This is a genomic window from Alteromonas sp. W12 (assembly GCF_001924945.1).
GTDB classification, from domain to species: Bacteria; Pseudomonadota; Gammaproteobacteria; order Enterobacterales; family Alteromonadaceae; genus Alteromonas; species Alteromonas macleodii.
The window spans coordinates 59,667-67,956 of record NZ_LQXH01000012.1; the positions used below are offsets into that span (position 1 = coordinate 59,667).

Genomic DNA, 8,290 nt, shown 5'->3' on the forward strand with positions numbered 1-8,290 from the left:
AAGCGCACGAAAAGGCGACACGCTAAGCAAGAAGGTTAGAAGAGAATACATGTCAGAAATTAAGTGTAAGGTTGCAAGCATCACGCCTTTAACCGAAGTGGTTCAAAAAGTTGAGTTAACGCCAGCAAGCCCTGTTGAGTTTAAGGCGGGTCAGTACGCCATGGTGGTAATGGGCGAAAAAGATATGCGTCCATTTTCTATTGCCAATGCCGCATTTGATAATAGCCGCATTGAATTACACATTGGCGCAGAGCCTGGCAACAGCTACGCTGGTGAAGTGCTAGAGCGCATGCGTGCGGATGGCGAAATTACCGTAAACGTAGGTAATGGCAATGCCTTTTTGCAAAGTAATGGCCTGCCTATGGTGCTTATTGCTGGTGGTACTGGCTTCTCATATACCTACTCTATTCTGCAAGAGCATCTTAACAGCGGTGATAAGACACCACTTACCCTTTATTGGGGTGGAAAACACGCGTCTGATTTGTATTTAGCTGACAAGCTAACTGAGCTCGCTGAAACTAACGATCACTTCACTTTTGTGCCGGTTGTCGAGTTTGCATGCGACGAATGGAAAGGCAGAACGGGCTGGGTACACCATGCGGTAATGGCAGACCACGCTGACTTTGCCAATATTCAGGTTTACGTTGCAGGTCGTTTTGAAATGGCCAAAGTTGTACGCGATGATTTTACACAACGCGGCTTAAAAGTTGAGAACCTGTTTGGCGACGCGTTTGCGTTTATTTAAGCGTGCAAGGTAAGTACTAGCAAAACATACTCATGTCGTGTGCATAAAATCTACCTCTAGCCCGTCATGTTGACCATACAAAACTATATATGGTCAACATGGCATTTCGCACACTAACCCTATCTTCTTACATAAATTAAATCTGATAAGCGCCGTCTATTTTCATTTCTAAAAAACTGCTAACATCAAGACTCAACCAACAAATCAAATAGTAAAACAAAAGGAATTGAAAGCATTGGTAGGGTAACCAGTTTGATTTCGGCACTCCGCGCTGCTTGGACATGCGTCAGCCTACTATTATGTCTTTCAGAAAAATATATGAAGTACAACAAACAACTGCTAATAACAGGCTTAGCGGCCGCTATTGCCGGATGTGGCGGTGGTAGCTCTTCACAACCTCCAACTAACGACAATGGAAGTACACCGCCTACTTCAAACTATGAGCATGTGGTTAGTGCAAGTTACTTTAGTTCATGCGGTGAGATAATACCTCAAACTGAAGCCATGGTTGTTCGCCATGACAACAGCGGTGCAGTAGCTGCTGTCTATGAAGCTGATGATGAAGGAAATATCGCTATCGATTATTCCGGTGTTGCAACGTACACTATGCTAAGTGTAGGTTATTGGGGAGAAACTGCCTATCCTCGCGTTCATACCTACGTAGACATTACCGCCGATAAAATCAAAAACACACGCATTATCGCTGAAGGCTTCGCCAATGAAGACTCGTGCGAATGTAACAACGTAACATTCGATATTAGTCAAGTTCCTGTTGCCTCGCCTATGGCCAGCGTCGTTGTCTCTACCACAACATCGTCTAATATTTTCGATATCAATGACACAGACTGGTTGGCTGAAGCTAATGTTTGTCGACCCATTGGCGGAGAGTGGCCAGACATTGCTCTCACGCTAACCAGTGCACAGGAATACCCTGCTGAAACCTATTACACTGCTGTTCTTAGTGATTACAGTTTCGATGAAACATATGTAGTAAGTAATGCAGAGCTTGTCAGAAAAGTACCTTTTTCGGTGCTCAATAATAACGTCAACAGTGACTCAAGTCTGCGCGTTTCACTACGCGGCCTAAAAGATGGCTGGATGCATTATGCTGATAATGTGCAAGTTTGGGATGTTGCTGAACTTTCATCTTCAGTTCCTATCTTTGACACACCTGAAACGTATATCGATGCTTACAATTTCGAGTTCGACAGCTTCAGCTCCGAAGGCACAGATGTTCAAGTATCTATTTACACGGGCGCTCAGGTAACACTTCCATCAAACCACTCTGAGTCATTAGACTTATCATTGATGTCTTACGACTTATTTTCCCAACAAGTTTTAACATTCTTTAATGATGAAAGTTATGACCTTTCTTCAGTGGGAGCGGACTCTGTAACCGTTACCTTGTCTGGGAATGATTCTTCTGGTGATCGTCTCTATTACTTCCAACTAACCACACCAAGTCAGGGTTCTCTTGCTATTTTAGATAACTTAGACATAGAGGGTGTCGACTTTCCCCTATCGGCAAACTTTAACTTTGATGAAGAGCCAGCGTCGGGTTATATAGGATTGGAAGCTTATGATGTGCAAAGCACGAATGATTATCTTGAGTCGCTTAAAAATGATGATGTTACCGCCTACGGTATGGTTTACTTCGACTTTTAAATAGGCTTAGATCTTTTAAATCGTAAATGTATATCGGCACGGAGTGTTACGTGCCGATATATTGTATTCCTCTTAAATAAAGTTAATTACATCGATATTCATTGTCCATTTTCGACGCATTCAGTATGGTCTTTGCAGAACATGGAGAAAATAATGAATAAATCACAGCCCTGTTATCTTACGAACCTAATATTAAGAAAAATCGCTCCCGCAATTGCACTAACACTATCTACTACAGCCTTTGCTGATACCGAGCAGCAGCAAGCACTTTACGATATTGCCAAAAATGTCTCTGCTAAAAACATTGAAAAAGACATTACTACGCTGGTGAACTTTGGTACACGCCATACCCTTTCTGAAACCGAGTCCGATACTCGTGGTATTGGTGCTGCGCGACGTTGGATTAAATCTGAATTTGATAAAATTTCAGCCGAGTGTGGTGGCTGCTTAGAAGTGTACTACCAGTCGGAAGTCATCAGCGGAGAAAAACGTATTCCCGACCCAGTAGAAGTGGTTAGCGTTATCGCGATACAACGCGGTACCACCGATCCAGACCGTTACGTCATCATGTCAGGCGACATCGATTCACGGGTGTCTGATGTAATGGACTTCACCTCTGACTCACCAGGGGCAAACGACAACGCCTCTGGTGTTGCCGGTACCCTAGAAGCTGCGCGAGTACTATCCAAATACAAGTTTAACGGCAGTATCGTGTATGCTGCTTTATCTGGCGAAGAGCAAGGACTTTTCGGCGGGCGTATTATGGCAAACCAAGCCAAGGAAGACGGCTGGCGAATTAAAGCCGTGCTCAATAATGACATGATAGGCAATATCGAAGGGGTTAACGGTGTGATTAACAACACCACCGCTCGCTTGTTTGCTGAAGGTACACGCGTAACCGAAACGGATAAAGAAGCACGCATGCGACGTTTCACTGGGGGTGAAGTTGACTCACCAAGCCGTAACCTTGCCCGTTACATCGATAAAATTGCCGATCAGTATATTGAGAACTTAGACACGATGGTGATTTATCGTTTGGACCGTTTTGGTCGTGGCGGCCATCATCGCCCGTTCAACGACTTGGGCTACCCGGGTATTCGTATTATGGAAACTAACGAAAACTACACCCGCCAGCATCAAGATCTTCGCGTAGAAGACGGTATTGCCTATGGTGACACCTTGGATGGCGTCGACTTTGATTACGCTGCCAAACTTACTGGCCTTAATGCTGTTTCACTTGCTGCAATGGCGTGGGCACCGAATCCACCTGCAAATGTAGAAATTGCCGGTGCAGTTCAACCTTCAACATTTTTAAAGTGGGATGCCCTAGACGCTGAAGAGAACCCTCAACTTAAAGGGTACAAAGTATACTGGCGTCATACTGATGCTCCGCAATGGGAATACAGTAAATATGTGGGTAACGTCACCGAGGCCATGCTTGAGAACGTTGTTATCGACAACTACTTCTTTGGCGTAGCCAGCGTTAACAAGGACGGTGTTGAAAGCGTAGTGGTTTATCCAGGTCCTGCGGGAAGCTTTGGAGAATAAACGTTTTTATTGAGCGCCTATGTTAAGCGTGCGTATATGCATGCAATCAAGTTCGTGACGTTAAGCTGGTAATGAAACCGGCTTATCGTCACGAATGACTTTACTCAATAAAAGCTAGTATAAACGTGGACACTACACTCAATATATTGATGTCGCTTACATTTTGTTAATTTAAGCCAGTACGTGTTTATTGGAATTAAGCGACTAACTGCATTACAGTGTAGTAAATGTATGACGGCAGTTCGGAGTTCACCTTTGGTAAGATTCAGCGCGTTCTCGCTCTCTATTTTCACTCAACGTCTTTCTTTATTAGGCATAAGCCTAGTCCTTTGTTGTTTTAATGTTTCGCAATTACATGCCGCCCCTACCAAATTAGGTGCAGCTTCCTTCGAGACCTACATAAGCGACGATGGGGAGCCTGCTCGAGTTAATACACTGCTCGAAAAGGTGTTTCAGAAGGCGGAGCTGGATATCCAACTTCAGGTTATGCGACAAGCTTTTTTGGGCAGTTCTGTACTGACAGGTAAGCTAGACGGTGAATTTGCCTACGTTAATTTGGGCGAGGACAGCAGCAACTATGTTCTATCCGATATCTATTTACCCATTTACCTTTACGCGGTAAGTAAAGAGGCGGACGTTGAGGCAATAAAGCTTTTTCCTCATTTAAAAGACAACCGGGTCGCTATTGAAAATCGCTTTGCGAATACGCCATCATTCAGACTGCTGAAAGATATAAAGTGGTCACGCAACCCCACTACGTTTGATGCATTTCGCCAACTTGCCGACGATAGAGCGCCTTACTTAATTACCACCCAGCTGCTTGCGCGCGAGCTAAACATACTGCTGGCTAACGATAATGAAGAAACCCTGCACTTTTCAGCAAAACCATTAGCAAAAACCGGATTTCAAATAGCTATCAGCAAAAATGTTGCTAACGCTGAAAGGATTATTGCGCAATTCAACCAGGCTGTGTCGACAATGCAGAATTCGGGGGAATTGAATCAGCCACTTGATTTAGCTTGGCTCACCAAAGATGTGAATGGCGATGGCGTTGCCGACTTTATCGGGCACAGCAACATAACTACCACGTCAGACTTGTTAAACACCGCCTATTCCCTTGACGGTAAACCTACATCTGAAGCTAGCGCGTTTTATATTGACGGGGATAGATATGCATCGCTTGAGGAAGCGCGTGCTGCCCTTCCTGATAAAGAAAGTTCGTCGCCTCGCGAGTCGCTGTTAGATAAAACCACCTACCAGCTACTACTTCGCCGCTGGTAGATGAGTTTTGACTTCGGTGAACTTTAACTTTGAAAGGCATTAAATTAGGTAGAGAAGCACGAAGTCGACTACGCGACTTCTACACTAAAAAGCATACCTGTCATTGCTTAAACTAAACGACCTTTTCAAAGATATGCGTCAGCTTTGTTAACGTTCTATCTTCGCGCTCTATCTTCGTAATACCGCTGATCAAAGGTTGCAAAAAAGACGGGGGGTCGGCAGCGTTAGTGTGTCGTTTCTGGCAAGTACATTTCCAGAATAGTCAGCAATTCTTCGCCATCGACCGGCTTTGACACATAGTTGTTAAAGCCAGCTTTAAGTGCTTTAACGCGATCAGATGTATAGGCATAAGCGGTCAGTGCTACGGCATTAAGCTTTGCAATTTCTGGTATTTCACTGGCTCTTATTTTTAAAACTAAACCTAGCCCGTCCATTTCCGGCATACCAATATCCGATAGCAGAAGATCGAAGGCTTCTGGCATATCGTTAATTTCTTTCCATGCTAACAGGCCGTTCTTCACAACATTAACTCGCGCGCCGTTAGATTCTAGAAACAGCTTTATAAAATCACGGGCGTCTTGCTCATCTTCTGCGACTAAAATCCGTAAGCCGTTCAAACGCAAAGACTCTGTCAGGTCGCTAATTTCAGAGTTCTTAGTTTCAATAATGTCGTCGTGCAAATTAAGCGGCGCAATAGGCAGCGTTACGTAAAACGTTGTTCCCGTATTAGGTCCGTCGCTTTCAGCATAAATTTCACCACCGTGCATCTCTACTAAACTTTTCACAATAGACAGGCCTAAGCCCAACCCATGTTTGTTGTGCTCGTTTTTGCCCTGATAAAAACGTTCGAAAACATGAGACAGCTGTTCGCGCGTCATACCTTTGCCATTGTCTTTAACGCGGAAAAGGTAGTTCGAATGCTCTCTTCGACCTCTTACATGCACAGTACCGCCTTTCGACGTGAACTTAAGCGCATTGCTCAACAGGTTATTGATAACCTGTTTAATACGTAGGTTGTCACCCAGAATTTGCGTGTGATCGTCTTCGCAATTTATCGATAGCTGAATATTCTTGCTCGCAAACCCAGCCTCGAAAGATTTAGCAACTTCAGATATTGACCCAGCGATATTAAGCGAATGGGTACTGAGCTTCATCGTACCTGAAATAATGCGGGATAAATCGAGAATGTCGTTGATCAGTGCTGCCTGAGTTGATGCCGCGCGCTTTATCACGCCAAGGGCATCAGTCATTCTGTCCACATTGCCGACATCCATAAGCGCTAAATCGGTCCACCCCACAATGGAGTTAAGTGGTGAACGTAGCTCGTGAGAAATGCTGGCAAGAAACTGATCTTTCGCTTTATCCAGCTCTTCTAATTTACTAATTTGCTTATCGAGCGACGCTTTTAAGCTTAGCGCGTAAGGTATAAACAGATGATCAAAACCTTCAATGATTAGTTGGTCATCTTCGGTCCACTCTACCGATTCATCAGCGACACTTTGCAAATACATATCAAACGAATTACGAGGGGTAAGAGACTTTCCAATATCTTTTCTGGCCGCATCGCGACCCGCCCAACGAATGGTCTTGTCTTTCTGCTCTCTAAACCAAACCGTGTAGTAGCCCAGTTTTGAAGACACGCAGGAAATATACATGCCTCGAATGCCGTTTAGGTCGCCGCTATCTAAAATTTCATTTGTTAATCGGTTTATGGCAATGGACTGCTCAGAGCCGCTAATGGCAAATTTTTCGAGTAATTTTGCCAAGGTTTTCTCTGTGGGAGTCTTACCAACCAGATAGTTGCCCGTAGGGGTAACCACCGCCATACCGCACGAATCAGCAACATCCAGTAAGTCTCCTTCTTTCTGCGTGATGGCCTCAAGCGGGTTCGTGAATGAAGTAAGCTGGTGAACAATATAGTTCAGCTTGCGTTGGCGAATTTGAAATTGCTCTTTCTTTTTATGTAGTGCTTTCGTGTGAAGCTGCCAGGCATAAAGGTGACCTAATGATTCGCAAACTAAACGTTTCTTCTGGTCGATGTAAGCCGGTTCACTGTTGTGGCATGCTAACAATCCCCACAGCTTACCCTCAAAAACAAGCGAAACTGAAAATGAAGAGCGGATCCCCATATTTTTAAGGTAGGCAATGTGCATAGGCGAAACAGAGCGAACCATTGACATTGATAAATCCAATGGCGGACGTTCAGCCTCTTTAACCGAAGGCTTAAGGCCTATAACTTGCTCTTCTACATCGTAGACACAGCGCACTCGATTTTTTAGATACAGTTCACGGGCCTGACTGGGGATATCCGAAGCGGGAAACTTCAACCCTTTGAATGAGCGAGAATCTGCACTTGCGGCTTCGCCAATCACTTCACCACAGTAGGTTTTATCAAACTGATAAACCATGACCGAGTCGAAACCTATGTATTGCTTAAATACCTGAGCGATAGCATCGGCAACATCCCCTATGGAGTCGCGGTCATCGACATTGGGTAACAATGCGCGAATATCTACATCCATTGGCACCCATTGCTGCGCCGCCTCAAAGCTTAGTTGAGGGGTTGGCTCAAGCTCTATAACCAACAGGCCATTAGAATCGAAGGCAACACCACTGCCCTCTTTCTCCCAATCTTTGAGATGGAGCGCATTTTCAGCAAACTTCCACTGGTAGGCGTGGCGTACATTTCCGCCTTTTACAGCATCGTGAATTGTCTGGAATGTGCGCGCTTCAGGAGAGGGAATGTCAATCAGTTCAGTGATAAGTGTTTCACCGGGAACGACGTCTACGTTGAACATGTCATTGATGTTCTCGCTCACCACCTGAATTTTTTTGGTACTAGGGTTAATGGCTATGACATACCCAAAACTTTGTACGCTTTCAATCAAGTGGATAGCTTCATCTTCACAGTTTTGAAGCGTTGTAGGGGTATTGTCAATTGTTTGCATTACTTTGCGCCAAGTATCAAGAAAGCGAGCTTTCGTCGTGTGTTCCGTAGAGTATCCCACACGATAACAACTTATGGCTGAGAAAGCATGTTATATCGGAAAA

5 protein-coding genes are annotated in these 8,290 nt (G+C 44.5%); 4 read left to right on the forward strand and 1 reads right to left on the reverse strand.

Annotation, left to right across the window (positions count from 1 at the left end):
• Positions 1-49: 49 nt before the first annotated feature.
• From fre to AWH61_RS17980, 4 genes are all read left to right on the forward strand, one after another.
• On the forward strand, positions 50-745 hold the full coding sequence (gene fre, locus AWH61_RS17965; protein ID WP_075177871.1) for an NAD(P)H-flavin reductase: 696 nt from the start codon (positions 50-52) through the stop codon (positions 743-745).
• Between the two features lie 318 nt (positions 746-1,063).
• Positions 1,064-2,410 carry a hypothetical protein gene (locus AWH61_RS17970; protein ID WP_075177823.1) on the forward strand — a complete coding sequence of 449 codons (1,347 nt, stop codon included), beginning with the start codon at positions 1,064-1,066 and terminating at the stop codon, positions 2,408-2,410.
• Positions 2,411-2,563: 153 nt separating this feature from the next.
• Positions 2,564-3,958 carry a M28 family metallopeptidase gene (locus tag AWH61_RS17975; protein ID WP_075177824.1) on the forward strand — a complete coding sequence of 465 codons (1,395 nt, stop codon included), beginning with the start codon at positions 2,564-2,566 and terminating at the stop codon, positions 3,956-3,958.
• Between the two features lie 255 nt (positions 3,959-4,213).
• Positions 4,214-5,239: a substrate-binding periplasmic protein gene (locus AWH61_RS17980; protein WP_075177825.1), complete on the forward strand. Its 1,026-nt coding sequence runs from the start codon at positions 4,214-4,216 to the stop codon at positions 5,237-5,239.
• A 224-nt stretch (positions 5,240-5,463) separates the two neighbouring features.
• Here the strand turns inward: AWH61_RS17980 and AWH61_RS17985 are convergent, their stop codons facing one another.
• A complete protein-coding gene (locus AWH61_RS17985) occupies positions 5,464-8,187 on the reverse strand; it encodes an ATP-binding protein (RefSeq protein WP_075177826.1) in 2,724 nt (907 codons plus the stop codon).
• Between the last annotated feature and the right edge of the window lie 103 nt (positions 8,188-8,290).

Coding starts and splice junctions, on each gene's coding strand:
- AWH61_RS17985 (WP_075177826.1), bottom strand. CDS start 8,187: ATGCAAACAATTGACAATACCCCTACAACGCTTCAAAACTGTGAAGAT.
- fre (WP_075177871.1), top strand. CDS start 50: ATGTCAGAAATTAAGTGTAAGGTTGCAAGCATCACGCCTTTAACCGAA.
- AWH61_RS17970 (WP_075177823.1), top strand. CDS start 1,064: ATGAAGTACAACAAACAACTGCTAATAACAGGCTTAGCGGCCGCTATT.
- AWH61_RS17975 (WP_075177824.1), top strand. CDS start 2,564: ATGAATAAATCACAGCCCTGTTATCTTACGAACCTAATATTAAGAAAA.